Annotated in this window: 19 protein-coding genes and 1 pseudogene; 14 read left to right on the forward strand and 6 right to left on the reverse strand. The window is 72.2% G+C overall.

The features are described from left to right. The 5 genes and pseudogenes from ASD62_RS20755 to ASD62_RS12755 form a co-directional block, all read left to right on the forward strand. Positions 1-481, forward strand: a pseudogene (locus tag ASD62_RS20755) (metal-sulfur cluster biosynthetic enzyme); the annotation flags it as partial. Then, complete coding sequence (locus tag ASD62_RS12740) at positions 478-1512, forward strand: NAD(P)-dependent alcohol dehydrogenase (RefSeq protein WP_200956887.1); 1035 nt, start codon at positions 478-480, stop codon at positions 1510-1512. The pseudogene ASD62_RS20755 and the gene ASD62_RS12740, both read left to right, overlap by 4 nt. A 43-nt stretch (positions 1513-1555) precedes the next feature. Then, positions 1556-2053 carry a DUF1097 domain-containing protein gene (locus ASD62_RS12745; RefSeq protein ID WP_056916276.1) on the forward strand — a complete coding sequence of 166 codons (498 nt, stop codon included), beginning with the start codon at positions 1556-1558 and terminating at the stop codon, positions 2051-2053. A 33-nt stretch (positions 2054-2086) separates the two neighbouring features. After that, positions 2087-2419 (forward strand): putative quinol monooxygenase, encoded by a 333-nt coding sequence (locus ASD62_RS12750; RefSeq protein WP_056916277.1) that lies wholly within the window; start codon positions 2087-2089, stop codon positions 2417-2419. Positions 2420-2595: 176 nt separating this feature from the next. After that, on the forward strand, positions 2596-3897 hold the full coding sequence (locus tag ASD62_RS12755; protein ID WP_056916278.1) for an adenylosuccinate synthase: 1302 nt from the start codon (positions 2596-2598) through the stop codon (positions 3895-3897). A gap of 118 nt (positions 3898-4015) precedes the next feature. Here the strand turns inward: ASD62_RS12755 and ASD62_RS12760 are convergent, their stop codons facing one another. Together ASD62_RS12760 and ASD62_RS12765 are read right to left on the reverse strand one after the other, a co-directional pair. After that, the gene (locus ASD62_RS12760; RefSeq protein WP_056916279.1) at positions 4016-6250 is read right to left on the reverse strand and encodes an AAA family ATPase; all 2235 of its coding nucleotides are present in this window, start codon (positions 6248-6250) and stop codon (positions 4016-4018) included. Positions 6251-6349: 99 nt separating this feature from the next. After that, the gene (locus ASD62_RS12765) at positions 6350-7351 is read right to left on the reverse strand and encodes a LuxR C-terminal-related transcriptional regulator (RefSeq protein ID WP_056916280.1); all 1002 of its coding nucleotides are present in this window, start codon (positions 7349-7351) and stop codon (positions 6350-6352) included. A 288-nt stretch (positions 7352-7639) separates the two neighbouring features. On the opposite strand from ASD62_RS12765, the gene purD reads away from it, so the two are divergent. Next, entirely contained in the window at positions 7640-8923 is a 1284-nt protein-coding gene (purD, locus tag ASD62_RS12770; protein ID WP_056916281.1) for a phosphoribosylamine--glycine ligase, read from the forward strand. Positions 8924-8949: 26 nt separating this feature from the next. On the opposite strand, the gene ASD62_RS12775 is transcribed toward purD, so the two are convergent. Next, a complete protein-coding gene (locus tag ASD62_RS12775; protein WP_056916282.1) occupies positions 8950-10350 on the reverse strand; it encodes an MFS transporter in 1401 nt (466 codons plus the stop codon). 165 nt (positions 10351-10515) lie between these two features. On the opposite strand from ASD62_RS12775, the gene ASD62_RS12780 reads away from it, so the two are divergent. Continuing rightward, positions 10516-11421 (forward strand): phosphoribosylaminoimidazolesuccinocarboxamide synthase, encoded by a 906-nt coding sequence (locus ASD62_RS12780; protein WP_369818800.1) that lies wholly within the window; start codon positions 10516-10518, stop codon positions 11419-11421. Positions 11422-11448: 27 nt separating this feature from the next. Continuing rightward, complete coding sequence (locus ASD62_RS12785) at positions 11449-12840, forward strand: pyridoxal-dependent decarboxylase (RefSeq protein ID WP_056916284.1); 1392 nt, start codon at positions 11449-11451, stop codon at positions 12838-12840. A gap of 58 nt (positions 12841-12898) precedes the next feature. Here the strand turns inward: ASD62_RS12785 and ASD62_RS12790 are convergent, their stop codons facing one another. Continuing rightward, positions 12899-13360 (reverse strand): nitroreductase family deazaflavin-dependent oxidoreductase, encoded by a 462-nt coding sequence (locus ASD62_RS12790; protein WP_162254769.1) that lies wholly within the window; start codon positions 13358-13360, stop codon positions 12899-12901. Between the two features lie 160 nt (positions 13361-13520). On the opposite strand from ASD62_RS12790, the gene purS reads away from it, so the two are divergent. The 6 genes from purS to ASD62_RS12820 all read left to right on the forward strand — a co-directional run bounded on the left by purS (position 13521) and on the right by ASD62_RS12820 (position 19451). Further along, positions 13521-13793, forward strand: coding sequence for a phosphoribosylformylglycinamidine synthase subunit PurS (gene purS, locus ASD62_RS12795; protein WP_056916286.1), 273 nt, complete (start codon positions 13521-13523; stop codon positions 13791-13793). Further along, on the forward strand, positions 13790-14461 hold the full coding sequence (purQ, locus tag ASD62_RS12800) for a phosphoribosylformylglycinamidine synthase subunit PurQ (RefSeq protein ID WP_056916287.1): 672 nt from the start codon (positions 13790-13792) through the stop codon (positions 14459-14461). The genes purS and purQ overlap by 4 nt, the downstream gene beginning before the upstream one ends. Next, on the forward strand, positions 14458-16758 hold the full coding sequence (purL, locus tag ASD62_RS12805; protein ID WP_056916288.1) for a phosphoribosylformylglycinamidine synthase subunit PurL: 2301 nt from the start codon (positions 14458-14460) through the stop codon (positions 16756-16758). The genes purQ and purL overlap by 4 nt, the downstream gene beginning before the upstream one ends. Before the next feature lie 54 nt (positions 16759-16812). Next, the gene (locus ASD62_RS12810) at positions 16813-18009 is read left to right on the forward strand and encodes an ATP-binding protein (protein WP_082580791.1); all 1197 of its coding nucleotides are present in this window, start codon (positions 16813-16815) and stop codon (positions 18007-18009) included. 96 nt (positions 18010-18105) lie between these two features. After that, a complete protein-coding gene (locus ASD62_RS12815) occupies positions 18106-18861 on the forward strand; it encodes a histidine kinase dimerization/phospho-acceptor domain-containing protein (protein WP_056916290.1) in 756 nt (251 codons plus the stop codon). 227 nt (positions 18862-19088) lie between these two features. Continuing rightward, on the forward strand, positions 19089-19451 hold the full coding sequence (locus ASD62_RS12820) for a sterol carrier family protein (protein ID WP_056916291.1): 363 nt from the start codon (positions 19089-19091) through the stop codon (positions 19449-19451). Between the two features lie 72 nt (positions 19452-19523). Here the strand turns inward: ASD62_RS12820 and ASD62_RS12825 are convergent, their stop codons facing one another. Continuing rightward, complete coding sequence (locus ASD62_RS12825) at positions 19524-20558, reverse strand: Gfo/Idh/MocA family protein (RefSeq protein WP_056916292.1); 1035 nt, start codon at positions 20556-20558, stop codon at positions 19524-19526. 64 nt (positions 20559-20622) lie between these two features. Then, the gene (locus ASD62_RS12830; RefSeq protein ID WP_200956888.1) at positions 20623-21501 is read right to left on the reverse strand and encodes a spermidine synthase; all 879 of its coding nucleotides are present in this window, start codon (positions 21499-21501) and stop codon (positions 20623-20625) included. Between the last annotated feature and the right edge of the window lie 2 nt (positions 21502-21503).

Genomic DNA, 21503 nt, shown 5'->3' on the forward strand with positions numbered 1-21503 from the left:
TGCCGGGTACGTCGGCACCTTCGGCCACGAGGCGGAGAGCAGCCTCGACGAGCTGCGGATGACCTTCCGTCGCAAGGCCCACACGGCCGCCGCGGAGCGGGTGCTGACCGAGCTCCTGCGCTCGAAGCCCACCCTGCCCGAGAGCATGGTGGGTTCGGTCCGGCTGCGACACCTCGGTCCGGGTCGCACGACCGAGGCGCTGCTGCGCCGGCGGGAGGCCCTCGGCCTGCCCGACGACCCCGACGCGCTGGTGCTCGTCGACCACGAGGGTCGCGGGTACTCGCCCGACGAGGTGCCGATGGCACTGCGCCGGGCACGGTCGACCCGGATCTCGATCGACGGCAATGCGCACTTCTGCCGGGGTCTGCTGCGGACCCGCTACGAGGGGTCGGGTGCGGACCAGGCGCCTCGCCCCGACGGTGCGGAGCCGGCAGACCACCACCACCTGATCCCCGTGACCGTGAAGGAGATTCCCCGATGAGCACCATGCGAGCCGTCCAGGTCGTCGCTTACCACGAGAAGCTCGAGATGACCGAGGTCCCCGTGCCCGAGGCGCAGGGTCCGTGGGACGTCGTCGTCCGGATCGGCGGAGCCGGAGTGTGTCGTACCGACCTGCACATCCTCGAGGGTCAGTGGGCCGAGAAGTCCCAGGTGACCCTGCCCTACACGATCGGCCACGAGAACGCGGGGTGGGTGCACGCCGTGGGCTCAGCCGTGACGAACGTCAAGGAGGGCGACAAGGTCATCCTCCATCCCCTCATCACCTGCGGCCTCTGCCGCGCCTGCCGCTCCGGCGACGACGTCCACTGCGAGAACAACGCCTTCCCCGGCATCAGCACCAACGGGGGGTATGCCGAGTACCTGCTCACGTCCGCCCGTTCCGTCGTCCGCATCGACGACTCCCTCGAGCCCGCCGACGTGGCCGCGCTCGCGGACGCCGGGCTCACGGCATACCACGCCGCTGCCAAGGCGGCCCGCCGCCTGACCCCGCGCGACACGTGCGTGGTCATCGGCGCAGGAGGCCTGGGGCACATCGGCATCCAGGTCCTCCGGGCCCTCTCGCCCGCCCGTCTCGTCGTCGTCGACCGCAACCAGGCGGCGTTGGACCTGGCGACCACGATCGGGGCTCACGAGGGAGTGCTCGCCGACGGCGGCCAGGTGGACGCGGTGCTCGGGCTGACCGGTGGCTTCGGTGCCGAGGTGGTCATCGACTTCGTGGGGGAGAACGGGTCGACCTCCGAGGGCATCGCCATGACCCGACAGGCCGGCGACTACCACGTCGTCGGCTACGGCGAGAACGTCGACGTCCCCACCATCGATCTCGTCTCCAACGAGAAGAACGTCGTCGGCAACCTCGTCGGGTCCTACAACGACCTCCAGGACCTGATGGCCCTGGCGGCGACCGGGGCGGTCACGCTGCACACCCAGAAGTACGCGCTCGACGACTTCCAGCAGGCGGTCACCGACCTCGACAACGGCGACGTCCGCGGGCGCGCCATCCTCGTGCCGTGACCCGGCCGGAGCCCCACCCACCACTCGGACAAAGGAGTCCGTCATGAAGAACTACCTCGGCGTCGCCGTGTCGATCGGCGTCCTCGCAGCAGTCTGGACCCAGGTCAGCGTCAGTCTCGACCTCGTGACCTGGGTCGGGTTCCTCGCCTGGGCCTGCTACTTCGCCGCCGGCACGGGGCGCGTGGGCTTCACCCGCGGCCTCGCGGCGAACCTGTCCGGGCTCGCGTACGGCTGGCTGGTCGCCGCGTTCATCGGTGTGGCGTCGTTCCCCGGCGCCCTCGCCATCGCCGTGGGCGTCGTGGCCGCCCTCATGTGCCTGCAGGCCGGATGGTCGACGCTCTCGTTCATCCCCGGGGCGTTCGTCGGCGCCGCCGCCTACTTCGGCACGGCCTTCTCCTTCTGGCCCACGGCGATCGCCCTCGTGGTGGGTGCCCTGCTCGGCTGGGCGTCCGGGGTGCTCGGTACCCGGCTGCAGGTGGCCGTGGACGGACGCACGCGGACGACCGAGCCCCCGGTCGCCCCGGCCCAGGCCGCGGCCTAGGTCAGTCCAACCCCTACCCAAGGAGCGAACCCGATGATTCTCATCACCGTGAAGTTCCCGATCCGCGAGGACAAGCTCGACGAGTGGGGCGAGCTGTCGTCCTTCTACGCGAAGGCCGTCAACGAGGAGCCCGGGTGCGTGTTCTTCGAGTTCTCCAGGAGCCTCACGGAGCCGCAGACGTACGTCTGCATCGAGGGTTTCCGTGACTCGGACGCCGGCCGGGAGCACATGGGCCAGGAACACGTCGCGCGGTTCATGACCGAGATGCCGGACATCGTCTCGGCCCAGCCGCAGATCATCTACGTCGACGCGGACGAGGTGACCGGCTTCGGTCCGATGGGGGAGATCTCGCCCCGCGGGTCCTGACGGTGCCCATCGGCCCCGCCGCAGCCGGCGCGGCGGGGCCGACGCCACGGCTGCGTGGTCGCCGGTGCCCTGCCTCCCCACGGACCGGTAGCCTTCACCGGTACGGGCCCCGCGCTGTACGCGAGGGGCTCGCTGCATGACCGCAGGACGACCGTAGTGATGGAAGAGGTGCTGGTATGCCGGCAATCGTGCTCGTGGGCGCGCAGTGGGGCGACGAGGGCAAGGGCAAGGCGACCGACCTCCTGGGCAGCGACGTCGACTACGTCGTGAAGTTCAACGGTGGCAACAACGCCGGTCACACGATCGTCATCGAGAAGGACGGCAAGCGCGAGAAGTACGCGTTGCACCTGCTGCCCTCCGGCATCCTCACGCCGACCTGCACCCCCGTCATCGGCAACGGCGTGGTGGTCGACCTCGCCGTCCTGTTCGAGGAGCTCGACGGGCTCGAGGCCCGCGGCGTCGACACCTCGCGCCTGCTCGTCAGCGCGAGCGCGCACATCATCGCGCCGTACAACCGGGTCCTCGACAAGGTCACCGAGCGCTTCCTCGGCTCGCGCAAGATCGGCACGACCGGTCGCGGCATCGGCCCCACCTACGCCGACAAGATGTCCCGCAACGGGATCCGCGTCCAGGACCTCTTCGACGAGAAGATCCTGCGCCAGAAGGTCGAGGCCGCCCTGGCCTTCAAGAACCAGATCCTCGCCAAGATCTACAACCGTCGCGCCGTCGAGGTCGACGAGGTGATGGACGAGCTCCTCGGGTATGCCGAGCGGTTGCGTCCCATGGTCGCCGACACCTCCTTGGTCCTCGAGAAGGCGCTCAACGAGGGCAAGACGGTGCTGCTCGAGGCCGGCCAGGCGACGTTGCTCGACGTCGACCACGGCACCTACCCGTTCGTCACGTCGTCCAACGCGACTGCCGGTGGCGCCTGCACCGGTTCCGGCATCCCGCCGACCCGCGTCGACCGGGTCATCGCGATCCTCAAGGCGTACTCGACCCGTGTCGGCGAGGGGCCCTTTCCCACAGAGCTGTTCGACGCCAACGGCGAGTTCCTGCGCAAGACGGGGGCCGAGTTCGGGACGACCACCGGCCGCCCGCGTCGCTGCGGCTGGGTCGACACCGTGGTCGGCCGCTACTCCACCCGGATCAACGGCACCACCGACTTCGTCATCACCAAGCTCGACGTGCTCACGGGTCTCGACACCGTGCCGGTCTGCGTCGCCTACGACGTCGACGGGGTGCGGCACGACGAGATGCCGGTCAACCAGACCGACTTCCACCACGCGAAGCCGATCTACGAGGAGCTGCCCGGCTGGTGGGAGGACATCACCGAGTGCCGCAGGTTCGAGGACCTGCCGGCGAACGCTCAGGCCTACGTGCTGCGCCTCGAGGAGCTCATCGGCGCCCGCGTCTCCGCGATCGGTGTCGGCCCCGGCCGCGACGAGATCATCAGCCGCCACTCCCTGCTCGGCGACTGACCCTCGGCCCTGCGCCTCACTCAGCACAGGTTGCTGCCCGAGCCGTAGGCAGCAGCGTGACCCCACCGCAGCAACCTCTGCTAGCAGAGGTTGCTGCAGGACAGGCGGGCTCCACCTGTCAGGCGGGTCGCAGGACGGTCATGCGGTGCGCGGCTCGGGTCAGCGCGACGTAGAGGACGCGCACGCCACCGGGTGACTCGGCCGTGATCTCGTCCGGGTCGACGACGACCGTGGCGTCGTACTCGAGGCCCTTGGTGGACATCGGGTCGATGACGACCACGCGGTCGCCGAGCTCGCCGACGGCGGCCAGCGCCGAGTGGTGGCGTTCGGGGGTGATCACGGCGATCGAGCCCTCGACCTCGCCGAGCAGCACCTCGACGGCCTCGGTGGCCACCGCCGCCCAGTCGCCGTCGCCGACCGTGAGGTCGAGGGGGTGCGCGCCGGTCTCACGGACGGCCTGCGGGATGTCGGCGTCGGGGACCTGCGCCTTCACGACCGCAGCCGCGTAGTCGAAGATCTCGCGGGCGTTGCGGTAGTTGGTGTCCATGTGGAACAGCCGTCGCTCCTGCGTGCCGAACGCCTCCTCCCGGGCGCGCCCCGACTCGGCGGCGTCGGGCCACGAGGCCTGCGCGGCGTCGCCGACCACGGTCCACGACGAGTAGCGGCCGCGGCGGCCGAGCATGCGCCACTGCATGGGGGAGAGGTCCTGCGCCTCGTCGACGAGGACGTGGGCGTACTCGCCGGGGCCCTCGACCCGTCCCTGCAGCAGCCGTTCGCGCGGGTCGGTGACGGCGATCCGGGACCAGGCGTTGGCCGAGCCCGCTCCCGACTGCCGGGTGGCCCGCACCTCCGCGACGCCGAACTGCGAGACGTCGTCGAGCTCCTCGATCTCGTAGAAGCCGCGCTCCTCGACCGCGGCCTCCTGGACCGACCCCATGCGGGCGGCCAGGTCGTCGACGAGGGCTGCGTCGGCCACGGACCAGGTCCCGGTCCGCAGGGCCTCCCGCATGGAGGCTGCGAACGCCTCGCACTCGGGAGCGGTCAGCACACCGCGCCCGTGGCGGGTGGCCAGCTCGGGGTCGGCGAGCCAGAGCAGGACCTCGCGCGGGTCGACCTGGGGCCACCAGCGCTCGAGGAACGCGTCCACCTCGAGGTGGTCCTCGAAGTGGTCCATGAACTCGCCCCGGTCGCCCTCGCGCACGCTGTTCCAGGCGGCCTCCGCCAGCTGCGCGCGGACGGCCTTGGCGGAAAGGTTGCGCTGGTGGCTGCGTAGGACCTGCGCGCGGATGCGGTCGAGGGCAGGGGTGTCGATGCGGACGGCGTTGCCTCCCACGAACGCCCGGAACTGTGTCGGCGCACCGGGAGGGCTGTCGGCGGCGGCCCTCGACAGGAGGCGCCGCACGCGCAGGGACCCCTTGACCGCCGCGACCTGGGGGCTGTCGAGGCGCACCGCGGTGACCCCGTCCACGACGTCGCCGAGGGAGCGCAGCGTCACCGACTCCTCGCCGAGCGAGGGGAGCACGCGCTCGATGTAGGCGGTGTAGGCCGACGACGGCCCGACGACGAGGATCCCGCCGTTCTCGAAGCGGCGCCGGTCGGAGTAGAGCAGGTAGGCGGCCCGGTGCAGGGCGACGACCGTCTTCCCGGTACCGGGTCCGCCGGTGATCTCGGTGATGCCGCGGGCGGAGGCGCGGATGGCCTCGTCCTGGTGGCGCTGGATCGTGGCGACGATGTCGCGCATCTGGGCGCCGCGGCTGCGGGTCAGCGCCGCGAGCAGGGCGCCGTCGCCGACCACGACGAGGTCGTCCGGTGCCTCGGCCACCATGAGGTCGTCCTCGACGCCGACGACGTCAGGGCCCTTGCAGCGCAGCACCCGGCGGCGCAGGACGTCCATCGGCTCCACGGGGGTGGCGCGGTAGAAGGCCGCCGCTGCCGGCGCGCGCCAGTCGACGACCAGCGGCTCGTAGTCGTCGTCGCGGACGCCGAGCCGGCCGATGTAGCGGGTCTCGCGGTCGCTGTCGGCGCCTTCCTTGGACAGGGCGTGGTCGAGGTCGAGCCGGCCGAACACCAGGCCTTCGAACTGCGTGTCGAGGGTCGAGCGGCGTCGGGCGGCGTTGAACACCAGGGCGTCGCGCTCGAACAGCCCGGTCAGCTCCTCGTCCCGGACGTCGCCCGTGCGGTCGGTGCGCCCCCGCGCGAGCCCGTCGGTCTCGACCAGGCCCGCCCGGAGCTTGGCCTTCGCGAGCTCGGCGTAGACGACGTCGACGTGCGCCTGCTCGACGGCGATCTCGCGCGCCACCTCGGCGGTGGTCGCCTTGTTGGAGGTGGAGGACTGGTGATCCGGAGCGGTCACGGTGGTGACTTTCTTGTCGAACGGCCTGCTCGTCCCGCAGAGAACGCACGAGTCTAGCCCCGCGTCCCCGGGTGTCTTCGCGCCATCCCACGCCGGGCCTCAGATCAGGCCCCGCCTCCCTGCCTGGACGCCGGCCTGGAACCGGGTCCCGGCGCCGAGCTGGTCCATGAGCGCGCGCACCCGCCGCTCCACGGTGCGTTGGGAGACGCCGGTCTGCCGGGCGATCGTCGCATCGGGCGCGCCGGCAGCGAGCAGGGACAGGATGAGCTGGTCGCGTTGCTCGGCGGCGCTGCCCGTCCCCGCGCGCTGCAACGGCGAACCGAGCGTCCACAGGTGGTCGAACAGCGAGATCAGCGCCAGGACCATCGCCCGCGCGCGCACGAGCGCCGACCCGAACCCCGTCGGGTCGAACGAGCTGACGTCCACGATGGCGGCCGACTCGTCGACGATCACGCAGGAGAACGGGACGCTGGTCGTGAGGCGGAAGCGTTCGCCGCCGCGCTCCCGAGCCTCGAGGATGGTGAGAGCGTCGGGGATCTCCAGGATGCGGGAGTCGTACACCGAGGCCATGTCGAGGACGATCCCGCCGGCGCCCCTGCTCGGCTCCTCGTGGCTGTGCATCGGGCTGTCGAAGATGGCGTCCGTCCGTGGCGACGGTGCGCGGAAGACACGGACGATCTCCGTCCCAGCCGCCACGGCCTCGGCCGTCACCGCCGCCATCTCGTCCAGCGAGGCGAGGATGCGTATGGTGCCCGCGTCGGGGGTCGTCGTCGCGGCCCGGGCCTGGAAGAAGACCTGCGCGAGCTCGTGCGCTGCCGACCGTGTCTCCCGCGCGCGACGCTCGTAGCTGAGGGCCAGGGTCGGCAGGGAGATGTCGGGCGGGATGACCTCGATGACACCACCGGCCTGGAGCCGCACGAGGCCGCGCTCCTGCAGCACCTCCAACGAGTGGTCGACGAGGGGCGCCTTCATCCCCTGCGCCACGAGCAGGGACCGGGTCGGCTCCGGGTGCTGCAGCGCAGCGAGGTAGACCCGCGTCACCACGCCGCCACCGTCGCTGTCGTGGTTGCCGAGTCCCAGGGCGTCGACGGCGTCGCTCACGAGGTCCTGCCCATGCGCTGCTCCTCGGTCCGAGGTGAGTGGCCGCGACCCATGGTGCTGTGTTGGCGAGATCCCGTCAATGGCGCAAGTCCGCCACGTCGAGGCTTTACGTGCGGACCCGTCATGGTCCAATCTGGTCTGAGTCGATTCGTCGACCCACGTGCCCGGTCGCAGGTTCCCCCGCCAGGCGACCGCACGTCGGCTGCGCGGCGTCCCCGGGAGAATGTCCCCCCTGCCTCCCCGGGACGCCGCGCACTCATCTCCCGCACGGTTCTCTACGCTGGGCGCGTGAAGGTTCTCGTCGTCGGGTCCGGTGCTCGTGAGCACGCCATCGTCAAGGCGCTCGGCGCGGACCCGGACGTCGACGCCGTGGTGGTGGCTCCCGGCAACCCCGGCATGGACGCCGTCGCCCTGTGCGAGCCGCTCCCCGCAGGCCTGCTCGACGGCGACGGTGTGGTCGAGCTGGCGCGCCGGCACTCGGTCGGCCTCGTGGTCATCGGCCCGGAGGCCCCGCTCGTCGCCGGAGTGGCCGACGTGGTGCGCGCGGCCGGCTTCCCCGTCTTCGGCCCGTCCGCGGAGGCAGCCCGCCTCGAGGGCAGCAAGGCCTTTGCGAAGGAGGTCATGGCTGCCGCCGAGGTGCCGACGGCCCTCGCCCGCGTGTGCGCGACCGAGGACGAGGTGGCCGACGCGCTCGACGCCATGGGCGCGCCATACGTGGTCAAGGACGACGGCCTCGCAGCGGGCAAGGGCGTCGTCGTCACGGACGACCGTGACGCCGCCCTCGAGCACGCCCGGGGCTGCCTCGCCAAGGAGGACGGGCGCGTGGTCGTCGAGGAGTTCCTCGACGGGCCGGAGGTGTCGTTGTTCGTCCTCTGCGACGGGGAGACGGTCGTGCCGTTGGCTCCGGCGCAGGACTTCAAGCGGGTCTTCGACGAGGACCGCGGCCCCAACACCGGCGGCATGGGTGCCTACTCCCCGCTGGACTGGGCGCCGGCCTCGATGGTCGACGAGCTCGTCACCCGCGTCGCCCAGCCGACCGTCGACGAGATGCGCCGCCGCGGGACGCCGTTCTCCGGGGTGCTGTTCATCGGGCTGGCGCTGACGAGCCGTGGTCCTCGGGTGATCGAGTTCAACGCGCGGTTCGGCGACCCGGAGACCCAGGTGGTGCTGGCGCGGCTGCAGACCCCCCTGGGTGGGCTGCTCCTGTCAGCGGCCACCGGACGGCTGGCCGAGGTCGGCGCGCTGCACTGGTCCCCGCAGCACGCGGTGACGGTCGTCGTCGCCTCGCACAACTACCCCGGCACCCCGCGCACGGGAGACCCCGTGACCGGGATCGAGGCCGCCACCGAGGTGCCGACCGTCTACGTCCTGCACGCCGGTACCGGCCGCGCCGACGACGGCACGCTGGTCTCGGCGGGCGGCCGCGTGCTGTCGGTCGTGGCCCTCGGGGAGAGCCTCAGCCAGGCCCGGGAACGGGTCTACGAGGGGGTGGCCTCGATCGAGCTCGACGGGTCCCACCACCGCACCGACATCGCCCTGGCGGCCGAGCGCGACGAGCTCCACGTCGGCTGACGACCCCGCCGACTGACCGGCACGGTCTACCCGGCTCGGCGGGCGGCGGCCCACCCCAGGGCCCCGATCGCTGCACTGCCCACCATCACGGCGGCGAAGAGCCACCCGGGCAGTGCCGGGGCCTGCCAGGCGATCAGCGCGCCGGCCCCGGCCAGCGCCACGGCCTGGGCCACCGACGCGGTCAGGCTCGACGCAGCGGTGATCCGGCCCTGGTCGGACACGGGTGCGAGAAGGAGCAGCTGGGTCGACAGCGTCGGCGACACGATCCCCATGCCGAGTCCGGCGACCCCCCACAGCACGAGTCCGGGTGCGACCGGCAGCAGCCCGAGGCTGGTCAGGGCGGGTCCGGCGATCCCGACGGAGATGAGGGCGAACCCGACCTGCAGCCGCCGTACGGCCCCCACCCGTCGCTGCACCGCGTCGAGCCCGTGCACCTGCGAACCCGCCGCCCAGCACAGCCCCGTCACCGTGAGGCTCACGCCCGCGGCGGCCGGCCCGAGGTGGTGGATGGTCGTGAGCATGAGGGGCAGCAGGCTCCCCGCGGTCCCGAACGCCGCGGCGACGAGCCCACGCAACGCCACGAGGGCCGGTATGCCGTGGACGAGCCGCAGCGTGCCGGCCGGCAGCACGGCGCGCACCGCCGGGACGGTGCAGGCGAGTCCGGTGGCCACCAGGATGAGGCCGAGGACTCGGGCGGTGCTGCTGCCACCGAAGAGCGACCCCCCAGCGGTCAGGGCGCCGAGCCCGACTGCGGCGAGGGCCGCTGCCCGCACGGCTCGGTGCTCCTGTCCCGTCCACGGCGTGGCAGGACCGGTGGCCGCCGAGGAGGCGCGCATCGACGGTCGGAGCAGGAGGGCGGCCGGCACCATGAGGGCGATGCCGACGGCGAAGACGGATCGCCACGACCAGGTCTGCGCCAGGAGCCCGGCCACCGGCGGCCCGAGCAGGGAGGGAAGCACCCAGGCCGCTGCGAACGCGGCGAAGACCTTGGCCCGCAAGGCCTCTGGCAGTGCCCGCGCGAGCAGGACCGTGAGCGACACGTCCATGAACGCCTCACTGATGCCGGAGCCGAACCGCCCCACGGTGAACAGCGCCATACCGGGGGCGACGGCCATGAGGACCTGGGAGGCGACGAAGACCGCCATCCCGGCCAGCAGGGGGCGGACGGGCCCGCGGTGGTCGGCCCAGGCGCCGGCGACAACGGTGGCGAGGACGAACGACACGAGCGGCGCGGCGCTGGCCGCACCGAACAGCCACAGCCCGTCGAGGTCGCGGGCGACGGTGGGCAGCACCGTCGTCGTCGCGCGGTTCTCGAACGCCCCGAGCGTCACGAGCGCCACCGCCCCGATGGCGAAGGGGAGGTGCGCTCGGGTGAACAGGCTCGGGGGCCGGTCGGTGGGTCGGCTCTGCGCCGTGTCGGTGGACATGCCCGCCATCCTCAAAGATGAAGTGGACTTCAAGTCAAGCCGCACGAGGATCGGTTGAGTGAGCAGCAGCTGTCGGTATGGCACGCGGACTCCGACGGTTGCTGCTCACTGAACACGGGCGAGGGCGCCGGACCGGCACGCGCGGACCACCGGTCGGCTGGGAGGATGTCGGCCATGACGTCCTCCCAGCCGCTCACGGTGCCCGGCTACGCCCACGTCTACTCGGGCAAGGTCCGCGACCTCTACGCCCCGCTCGACGAGTCGGGGACGCCGCGGAACGACCAGCTGCTCCTCGTCGCCAGCGACCGCATGTCCGCCTACGACTTCGTCCTCGACACCCCGATCCCCGACAAGGGTGCCGTCCTGACGCAGCTGTCGCTCTGGTGGTTCGAGCGGCTGCAGGACCTCGTGCCCAACCACGTGGTGTCGGCCGACGTGCCCGATGCCGTTGCCGGGCGGGCGGTGCTGGTCAAGCGGCTCGCGATGCTCCCCGTCGAGTGCGTCGCCCGCGCCTACCTGACCGGTGGCGGACTCACCGAGTACCGCGCCGACGGCCACGTCTCCGGGGTGGCGCTGCCCGAGGGCCTGGTCGACGGCTCGCGCCTGCCCGAACCCGTCTTCACCCCGTCCACCAAGGCGCCGATGGGGGAGCACGACCAGCCGATGCCGTATGCCGCCGTGGAGGCCGAGATCGGCGCCCCCCTCGCGTCGCGGGTGCGGGACCTCACGACCGCGATCCTCGCCCGCGGCAACGAGATCGCCGCCGAGCGCGGCATCCTCATCGCCGACACCAAGGTCGAGTTCGGGCTCGACGGTGACGAGGTCGTCCTCGCGGACGAGGTGCTGACGCCGGACTCGTCCCGGTTCTGGCCGGCCGAGCTCTGGGAGCCGGGCCACCCGCAGCCGTCGTACGACAAGCAGTACGTCCGCGACTGGTTGACCTCGTCCGCCAGCGGCTGGGACAAGGCGTCGGGCGAGGCTCCGCCCGACCTGCCCGAGGACGTCGTGGCGCAGACGCGGGCGAAGTACGTCGAGGCCTACGAGCGCCTGACCGGCCGCACCTTCTCCTGACCGCCGCGCGGGCGTAGCCTCACCGACGTGGAGGACCTAGAGGGCCACCCGGCCCTCGCCGCGGCGTCGGCCGCTGCGCGCGCCCACCTCGACGGGCTGCGGGAACGCCGGGTCGGGGCGCCTCCGGACGTCACGGCGCAGAGCCTGAGGGCGGCGCTCGGCGGACCTGTGCCGGTCCGCGGCTCCGAACCGGCGGAGGTCGTCGAGCGCCTCGCCGCAGCCGTCGGCCCGGGACTGGTCGCCTCCAGCGGGCCCCGCTACTTCGGGTACGTCGTGGGCGGCACCCTCGAGGCCGCGATGGCCGCCGACTGGCTCGCGGTCGCCTGGGACCAGGTGGCCGGCCTCGAGGTGATGTCGCCGGCTGCGGCCGCCGTCGAGGAGGTCACCGGCGGCTGGCTGCTCGACCTGCTCGGCCTTCCGGCGCAGGCGTCCTTCGGGTTCCCGACCGGCGCCCAGATGGCGAACTTCACGGCGCTCGCGACAGCCAGGCACGCGGTGCTCGAGCGGGCGGGATGGGACGTCGAGGCCGACGGTCTCCAGGGCGCACCCCGCATCCAGGTCGTCGTCGGCGGCCAGGTGCACGCGACCGTGCCTCAGGCCCTGCGCTTCGCCGGCCTGGGCAGCCGTCCCGACGTCGCCGCCAGCGACGAGCAGGGTCGGATGCGACCCGCGGCCCTCGCGCAGGTCCTCCGGCGGGACGGGGGGCCGGTCATCGTGTGCGCACAGGCCGGCAACGTCAACACCGGTGCCTTCGACCCGTTCGGGGAGCTGGCAGACCTCTGCGCGCAGGCAGGTGCGTGGCTGCACGTGGACGGCGCGTTCGGGCTGTGGGCAGGGGCGAGCGAACGGCTGCGACCGCTGGTCGACGGCGTGGAGCGCGCCGACTCCTGGGCCACGGACTGCCACAAGTGGCTCAACGTCCCCTACGACTCCGCCTTCGTCGCCACCCGCGATCCCGTCGCCCACGTCGCCGCCATGTCGTGGGAGGCGCCGTACGTCGTCCCCGGGGCGGGCCGCGACCCCTACAGGTATGTCGTCGAGTCCTCCCGTCGCGCAAGGGGATTCGCGATCTGGGCCGCCCTCTCCCAGCTCGGCCGGGACGGCGTCGCCGACCTCGTGGACCGCTCCTGCGCCCACGCGCGCCGCTTCGCCTCGGCCCTGGTGGCCGCCGACCCACGGGTCGCGGTCCTCAACGACGTGGTGCTCAACCAGGTGCTGGTGCGGTTCGACGACTCCGACGACGTCACCCGCGCGGTCCTCGCTGGGGTCCAGGCCGGCGGCGAGGCGTGGATCGGTGGCAGCACCTGGAACGGCGACGCGGTCATGCGGATCTCGGTGTCCGGCTGGATGACGACCTCGCGGGACGTCGACCGCTCCGTCGAGGCGGTCCTGGCTGCCCTCGCCGCAGCGCGCACCTGACGCCGGCTGGCCCCGGCGCAGCCGACGCCGCCCGCGCAGCCGACCCCGCCCCGTTGGACTAGCCGCGCGTGGGGGTCAAGAGGGCGAGGGGCATGGTCCGCGACGTCTTCAGCTCGTACTTGCCGAACGGTGGACAGCGGACGAGGACCACGTCCCGCCAGGCAGCATCCCGCTCGTCCCCGGTCAGCTCCCGGACCGTGACGGCCTCGGTGGCCCGGCCCCGCTGCACCTCCGCGCGACCGGCGGCCCGCAGGTTGCGGAACCACTGCGGGTCCTGCGGCATCCCGCCCGCCGACCCCACGACGAGGTAGCCGCCCTCGTGCTCGAAGTACCCGACGGGGGTGGTGTGCGGCTTCCCCGTCTTGCGGCCGGGGACGGTGAGCAGCAGGACCGGGACGCCGCCGGAGCCCTTGCCCCCCACCTTGCCGCCCGACACCCGGTAGACACCGACGCCCACCTTGTTGGCGGTCCGCATCACGGTCTTCATCACGGTGTTCATGGCGCCTCCCGGGCTCTCCACACGGACGCTCCTCCGGGCGCCACGACGTGTCAACCACTCGCCCGGCCGTGCGGGGACGTCCGGGAGGTGACCACGCGGCATACCTGCTCCGTGGCCCGGATAGACTGCGGTCGCTTCCATCCCCCGCGCTAGTCCCGTGCTGAACCCAGGAGACACCCGAATGGGCCACGTCGTCATTGACGTCATGCTGAAGCCAGAGATCCTCGACCCCCAGGGTCAGGCCGTGAACGGGGCGCTCCCCCGGCTCGGCTTCGAGCAGTTCACGGATGTGAGGCAGGGCAAGCGCTTCGTCCTCACCGTGGACGGCGAGGTCACCGACGAGGTGCTCGCGGCGGCGCGGGAGGCAGCGGACAAGCTGCTCTCCAACCCCGTCATCGAGGACGTCGTGTCCGTCCGCGCGAGCGACGGCGAGACCACGGACCCCGGCCAGTGAAGGTCGGGGTCGTCACGTTTCCGGGCTCCCTCGACGACCGTGACGCCGCCCGCGCGGTGCGCGCCGTCGGCGCCGAGGCCGTCAGCCTCTGGCACGGCGACGCCGACCTCAAGGGCGTCGACGCCGTGGTCCTCCCCGGCGGTTTCTCGTACGGCGACTACCTGCGCTGCGGTGCCATCGCCCGTTTCGCGCCGGTCATGGACGCCCTCATCCCGGCAGCCCAGGGAGGGCTGCCGGTGCTCGGCATCTGCAACGGCTTCCAGGTGCTCTGCGAGAGCCACCTGCTCCCCGGTGCGCTGATCCGCAACGACCACCGCAAGTTCAACTGCGTCGACCAGCGGCTCGTCGTCGAGAACGCCTCGACCACCTGGACCTCCGACTTCGAGGCCGGGCAGGAGATCACGATCGTCCTCAAGAACGGCGAGGGCGGGTTCGTCGCCGACGAGCGAACCCTCGACGAGCTCGAGGGCGAGGGCCGCGTGGTCTTCCGGTATGCCGGTGACAACCCGAACGGCTCGTACCGCGGCATCGCGGGCATCAGCAACGAGCGCGGCAACATCGTGGGCCTCATGCCCCACCCCGAGCACTGCGTGGAGGAGGGCTACGGCCCCTCGACCGATGGGCTCCCCTTCTTCACTTCTGTTCTGCGACAGGTGGTTTCAGCATGACGGCCCAGGTCGACCGTCCGACGCTCGACACGGTCTCCCACGCGGCGACGACCCCCGACACCGAGCAGCCGTGGAGCGAGCTCGGGCTCAAGCCCGACGAGTACGCCGAGATCCGCGAGATCGTCGGCCGCCGCCCCACCAGCGCCGAGCTCGCGATGTACTCCGTCATGTGGAGCGAGCACTGCTCGTACAAGTCGTCCAAGGTGCACTTCTCCCTCTGGGGCGAGAACACCACCGACGAGATGCGCGAGAAGCTCCTCGTCGGCATCGGTGAGAACGCCGGGGTCGTCGACATCGGCGACGGCTGGGCGGTCACCTTCAAGGTCGAGTCGCACAACCACCCGTCCTACGTCGAGCCGTACCAGGGCGCCGCCACCGGCGTCGGCGGCATCATCCGCGACATCATGTCGATGGGCGCCCGGCCGATCGCGGTCATGGACCCGCTGCGCTTCGGCAACCTGCACCACCCCGACACCCAGCGCGTGCTCCCGGGCGTCGTCGCCGGTGTCGGTGGCTACGGCAACTGCATCGGCCTGCCCAACATCGGCGGCGAGGTCGTCTTCGACGACTGCTACCAGGGCAACCCGCTCGTCAACGCCCTGTGCGTCGGTGCCATGCGCATCGAGGACATCCACCTCGCCAAGGCCTCGGGCGTCGGCAACAAGGTGATCCTGTTCGGCGCCAGGACCGGTGGCGACGGCATCGGCGGCGTGTCGGTCCTCGCCTCGGAGACCTTCGACGAGGGTGGTCCCACCAAGCGTCCTGCGGTCCAGGTCGGCGACCCGTTCGCCGAGAAGGTGCTCATCGAGTGCTGTCTGGACCTGTATGCCGCGCACGTCGTGGACGGCATCCAGGACCTCGGCGGTGCGGGGCTGTCCTGCGCCACCAGCGAGCTCGCCTCCAACGGTGACGGGGGCATGCAGATCGAGCTCGACCGCGTGCCGCTGCGCGACGCCTCCCTGCGACCTGAGGAGATCCTCATGTCGGAGAGCCAGGAGCGCATGATGGCCGTCGTCGAGCCGGGCAAGCTCGACGAGTTCATGGCGATCACCGACCGGTGGGACGTCGAGGCGACCGTGCTCGGGGAGGTCACCGACGGCGACCACCTCGTCATCACCTGGCACGGCGAGGTCATCGTGGACGTGCCGCCGCGGTCGGTCGCCCACGAGGGCCCGACCTACCACCGGCCCCTGGCCCGTCCGGACTACCTCGACCAGCTCCAGGCGAACGGCACCGGCACGCTGGCCCGTCCCGTCGACGGCGAGGGCCTGAAGTCCGACCTGCTCACCCTGCTCGGGTCGCCGAACCTGTGCGACAAGTCGTGGATCACCGACCAGTACGACCGCTACGTCCTCGGCAACACCGCGCTCGCGATGCCCGACGACGCAGGGGTGGTGCGCGTCGACGAGGAGACCGGCCGCGGTGTGGCCATCTCGACCGACTGCAACAGCCGGTTCGCCAAGCTCGACCCCTACACCGGGGCCCAGCTCGCACTCGCCGAGTCCTACCGCAACGTCGCGACCGCCGGCGCCGTCCCGCTCGCCGTCACCGACTGCCTCAACTTCGGTTCCCCGGAGGACCCGGGCGTCATGTGGCAGTTCCGTGAGTCGGTCAAGGGCATCGCCGAGGGCTGCAAGACCCTCGGCATCCCGGTGACCGGCGGCAACGTCAGCTTCTACAACCAGACCGGTGACACGGCCATCCACCCCACGCCCGTCATCGGTGTCCTCGGGGTCATGGACGACGTCTCCCGCCGCACCCCGTCGGGCTGGAAGGCCCCCGGCCAGGTGATCTACCTGCTCGGCTCGACCCGTGACGAGCTCGCGGGCGGCGAGTGGGCGCACGTGGTCCACGGCCACCTCGGCGGGCTGCCGCCGAAGGTCGACCTCGGGGCCGAGCAGCTGCTCGGCGACATCCTCGTCAACGCGAGCCGGGACGGTCTCGTCGACGCCGCGCACGACCTCTCCGACGGTGGCCTCGCCATCGCCCTGGCCGAGGCGACCATGCGGTACGGCGTCGGCGCGCGGATCTGGCTCGACGAGGTCTGCGAGCGCGACGGCATCGACGTGTTCACGGCTCTCTTCAGCGAGTCGACCGCCCGGGTGGTCGTGAGCGTGCCGCGCTCGGAGGAGGTCCGCTTCACCGACATGTGCACCGCCCGCGGCCAGGTCCACGCGCGCATCGGTGTGGTCGACGACGAGACCGACGGGCTGGACGTGCAAGGTCACTTCACGGTGGGTCTGTCCGCCATGACGCAGGCCCACACGCGTACGCTGCGAGAGGTCTTCGCCGGCTGATTCGTCCGGTTTCCGGGTCGACGACGATGTCGACGGGTCCCACTGAGGAGTGTCGTGAGTTCAGGGCAGGACCTCGCCAGGCGCGAGGCGATCGAGGAGTACGAGGTCGTCGGACGCCCGGCGGAACCCGACCTCCAGCGCCTCGTCGAGCTGGCCGCTGCCGTGTGTGACGTCCCGACGGCCGTCATCAACATCATCGACGACCGTCAGCAGCACCAGATCGCAGCGATCGGGCTGTCTGCTGCGGTCTGCTCCCGCGAGGACTCGATGTGCGCCCGGGTCCTGCACGACCCCCAGCTCGTGGCGGTGCCCGACGCGAGCCTCGACGAGCGCTTCGCGGACAACCCGTTCGTCACGGGCGTCATCGCGAACGTCCGCTTCTACGCCTCCAGCCCGCTCGTCACGCCGGCGGGCGTGCCGATCGGCACCCTGTGCGTCTTCGACGACGTGCCTCGCCGCTTGTCCGTGGCAGCGGGCAAGGCCCTGGGGGTGCTGGCCGAGCAGGTGGTCGACGTCCTGGAGCTGCGCCGCCTCACCCGTGAGCTGGCGCGCTCCAACGAGCAGCTGACGCAGTTCGCCGGGCAGGTCAGCCACGACCTGCGGAACCCGCTCGCGGCGCTGACCGGTTTCCTCGAGCTGGCCGCCGACAGCCCGGAGCTCGCTGACGCCCCTGACGCGGCCGAGCTGCTGGCGCGGGCCGAGTCGTCCGCAGCGCGGATGACCGCGATGATCGGCGACCTGCTCGACTTCGCCCGCATCGGTGGCGGTGGGCGCAAGGGCATCGTCGACCTCCAGGGCGAGGCCGACGCCGTGCTCGAGGACCTGTCCGCCCAGATCGCCGACGCCGGGGCCGATGTCCGCGTGGAGGGCCTGCCCAAGGTGTCCGGCGATGCCACGCTGCTTCGCGCCCTGCTCCAGAACCTCGTCGCCAACGCCGTGAAGTTCAGTGCCGCAGCCGGTACCGGGCAGCCCGTGGTCCGCGTCGGCGCCGAACGCATCACCGGCGGCTGGCGGGTGACCGTGGACGACAACGGTCCCGGGGTGCCCGAGCAGGACCGCGACCGCGTCTTCGAGCTGCTCGCCCGGGGGGACGACAAGCAGGACGTCGAAGGACTGGGCATCGGCCTGAGCACGTGCCGCCGCATCGTGCAGTCGCACGGCGGCCGCATCGGCATCGTCGACTCCGAGCTCGGCGGCGCCAGCGTCTGGGTGTCCTTCCCGGATCGGCCGCAGTCACAGGGCAGCGGGTAGGACGAGAACGGCCACGGGGACCGGGGACCGAGGGGGCGACCGGCCGGCAGCTGACGAGAGGGGGACGTGGGTGTGGGAATCCCTGGGGGAAGCGAGATGAGCAAGGTCCAGGACCTCGCACGCCGCGAGGCGATCGAGGAGTACGACGTCGTCGGCGCTCCGGCCGAACCGGATCTCGAACGGCTCGTCGAGCTGGCGGCAGCGATGTGCGACGTCCCTACCGCGGTCATCAACATCATCGACGACCGCCACCAGCACCAGATCGCAGCGGTGGGCCTGCTCGCTGCGGTGTGCTCGCGTGAGGAGTCGATGTGCGCCCAGGTCCTCAGCGACCCGGTGCAGGTGGCCGTCCCGGACGCCCGGGTCGACGAACGCTTCAAGGCCAACCCGTTCGTCACCGGTGAGATCGCCAACGTCCGCTTCTACGCCTCGAGCCCGCTCGTCACGCCGGCCGGGGTGCCGATCGGGACCCTGTGCGTCTTCGACGACGTCCCGCGCAACCTGTCAGTCGCAGGTGGGCGGGCGCTCGGAGCCCTGGCCGACCAGGCCGTCGACCTCCTCGAGCTGCGGCTCGTGTCCCGTGAGCTGGCGCGCTCCAACGACCACCTGCTCAAGTTCGCCGGACAGGTCTGCCACGACCTTCGCAACCCTCTCGCCGCCCTCACGTGGTTCATCGAGCTCGCGGCGGGCAGTCCCGAGCTGATCGACTCCCCGAACGCTGCCCAGCTGCTGGCCCGGGCCGAGTCCTCGGCGGCAGGGATGGGCGCCATGATCGCCGAGCTGCTGGACGTGGCCCGGTCCTCTGGTGCCGACGCCGGGCCGGCGGACGGCCGCAGACCGGACCGACGCTGACCCGACACAGCGAGCGGCCCGGTCACGCTTCCCCCTGCGTGGCCGGGCCGTTCGTCCCCTGTGGTGTCCCCTGTCGTGAACCATAGGCCTGCCCACCGACAGGCGTACATGGGTAGAAGTACCCATTCCCTGGAGCCGCCGCCGGCAGGTCGCGAGCGACCCGCGCCGGCCGGTCGCGTCGGACCGCCGCGTCCGGCCGCCCCCTGCTCGCTGCCTACGATGGAGGTATGCCGCCGCGCCGCCGAGTCCCTGTCGCCGCCGGACGCTCGGCGGTGCAACGCTGGCAGGCAGAGGGTGCGGACCTCGCCCGCGCGGACCTCGCCACCGCGGTGCGCTACGCGCTCGAGGAACTCGCGACGGTCGCGCCCGGTCGCAGCGTCGAGGTGCGCGTGCCACCGTTCGGCGCGGTCCAGTGCGTGTCCGGCACGACCCACACGCGCGGCACCCCGCCCAACGTGGTCGAGACCGACGCGCAGACGTGGTTGCAGGTCGCCACGGGCTCCCTGAGCTGGGACGGTGCGTGGGAGGCGGGCAGCCTCCGGGTCAGCGGCCACCGGGCCGACCTCACGGCATACCTCCCCCTGGTCTGACCCCACCACCTGCGCGACCTGCCCACGTCCCGGACCTCGGCGCAGCACGGGCGGGCAGCGTGCGGGCGCGGATCACTCGCCGAGCAGGCGGAACCCGATCTGCTCGCGCACGGCGTCCATGGCGTCCATGACCCGCAGCGTCTCGGCCCACGGCAGGAGCGGCGACTCGAGCAGCCGGGCGTCGACGCAGGCAGCCACCTCGACGATCTCGTGGTGCAGGCCGTGCTCGCGGTCGCTGGGTTCGAGGACGTCGAGCACCTCGTCGTGGGGCGACAGCAGGGTCATGGTCGACTGGCCGTAGAAGGCGCCGGTGAACTCCAGACGCGCCCGGGTCCCGGAGATGGACGCGGTCGTGGGGGTGCTCGAGACCATGCTGGCGCTGAGCAGCCCGAGGGCCCCGGCGGCGTTCTGCACCGTGACCACCTCCTGGGCGTCCACGCCCTCGGTGGTGAGGAGCCCGGTCGCGGACAGCGAGTCGAACTCGCCGAGCACCATGGAGGCGAACGAGATCGGGTAGACGCAGAGGTCGAGGAGGGCACCCCCGGCGAGGGCCGGGTCGCTGAGCCGTTGGGGTCCGTCGGGATAGAGCTTCTGACCGTGGTCGGCGGCGACCACCTGCACCTCACCGAGCAGCCCCTGCTCGAGGACCTGGCGGACGACGTCCATGTGGGGGAGGAACCGCGTCCACATCGCCTCCATGGCGAACAGCCCGGCGCGCTCCGCCGTGTCGAACACGGCGCGCGCCTCGGCACCGGTGCGCGTGAACGCCTTCTCGACCAGGACGGGCTTGCCCGCCTCCAGGGCGAGCTGGGCGTGGGCCAGGTGTTCGGAGTGCGGCGACGCGACGTACACGGCGTCGACGTGCGGGTCCGCGACCAGCTCCTCGTAGGAGCCGTAGGCGACCTCGACGTCGAACTCCCGCTGGTACTCCTGCGCCCGGTCGAGGCTGCGCGAGGCCACCGCCCGGAGCTCCTGGCCCGTCCGTGCGCGCAGTGCCCGCCCGAACGTGCGGGCGATGCCGCCCGGGGCGATCACGCCCCAGCGCAGCACCGGTGCGGAGCGGGGGTCGGGGACGCGCGGGGCGGGCAGCCTGAGGGCGGAGGTCATGGACTCCATCCTGCCGCGTCGACCCCGGTATGGCGCGGGGCAGCCGCCCGTCGGCCCGTGCGCCTCAGCGCACGCGCCAGCCCTCGACGCGGGGTGGCTCGGGGGAGGCCTCGGCGTCCTCGTCGGTGAACGGCTGCGCCGACCCGAGGGTCCTGGCCAGCGACGGACCGTGCAGCAAGGTGGCCGAGAAGGCCGTCATGGCGACCCTGCGGGCCAGGGCCGTCAGGGGCAGGGGCTGGGCGCTCGCGACGAGGACGGTGTTGCCGAAGCGTCGACCCTTGCGGACCTCGGAGGTCGCGATCGCCGCCGTGTGCGGCAGGACGGTGGCGATCGTGGCGTGCAGGCGGGCGAGGTGGCGACGACTGGGCTCGTCGGCGGTGTTCATCGCGAGGAGACCGCCCGCCCCGAGCACCCGGGCGACGTCGGTGAACCACTCGGTCGAGGTGAGCTCGGCAGGGACGCGGCCGGCGGCATACGCGTCGACGGCCACCAGCTCCGCACTGCGGTCGGCGAGCTGGCGCAGCCCGCTGCGACCGTCCACCGGGCGCACCCGGATCCGGTGACCACGCGGCAGCGGCAGCGTCTGGCGCACGGCGCTGGTCACGTCCTGCGCAGGCTCGAGGACGATCTGCGGCGACCCGGGTCGGGTGTGGGCGACGTAGCGGGGGAGGGTCAGGCCGGCCCCACCCACATGGGTGGCGGCCACGGGTCCCTCCGGCAGCACGTCGACCACGGCCGCGAGGAACTGGACGTACTCGAAGACGAGGAGGCGGGGGTCGCCGAGCTGGACGTAGGACTGCGGGTGCCCGTCGATCATGACGACCGTGCCGCCGGTGCCGTCGTCGACGAACTCGACCGGCGAGGTGCCGGCCTCGTCGGCGGGGTCGGCGCGGGTGTCGGCGCGGCTGTCGGGCGTGCGCCTCGACCCACGGTCGCGGCCCATCG

This window comes from Phycicoccus sp. Root563 (genome assembly GCF_001427915.1).
In the GTDB taxonomy this organism is placed as follows: domain Bacteria; phylum Actinomycetota; class Actinomycetes; order Actinomycetales; family Dermatophilaceae; genus Pedococcus.